The sequence below is a fragment of the Achromobacter sp. SIMBA_011 genome, from assembly GCF_046535435.1.
GTDB lineage: Bacteria > Pseudomonadota > Gammaproteobacteria > Burkholderiales > Burkholderiaceae_B > Achromobacter > Achromobacter dolens.
This window is the reverse complement of sequence record NZ_JAWRWN010000534.1, coordinates 1-269: the sequence shown is the minus strand read 5'-3', so window position 1 is coordinate 269 and position 269 is coordinate 1. Positions and strand designations below refer to the sequence as shown.

At 68.0% G+C, this 269-nt stretch carries 1 protein-coding gene; it reads right to left on the bottom strand.

The window, feature by feature from the left end:
* The coding region (locus SB816_RS32035) for a DUF748 domain-containing protein (RefSeq protein WP_410548249.1) at window positions 1-269 on the bottom strand (269 nt) is incomplete at both ends.

Sequence of the window (269 nt, the reverse complement as noted above, 5' to 3'; positions counted from 1 at the left end):
AGCGGGTTCACCGAGCCCCTGATCGAGATCGGCCCGTTGCCGGCCAGGTTCGCGGCGACGTCGACCGGAGCCGACGTCGTCGAATCCGTGCCGAACGCGCCGACCGTGCCCTTGATCGCGACGAGGTTCGCCGTGTAGTTCGGCTTGATGAAGTTGTCGGTGTAGGTCACGCGGCCGTTTTGCAGCACCAGCTCGCCGAAATGCATGCGCACCGGATTCTGCGGCGGCGGCGCGGCCTTCACGATCACCGTCGCCGCTGCGGCGGACGG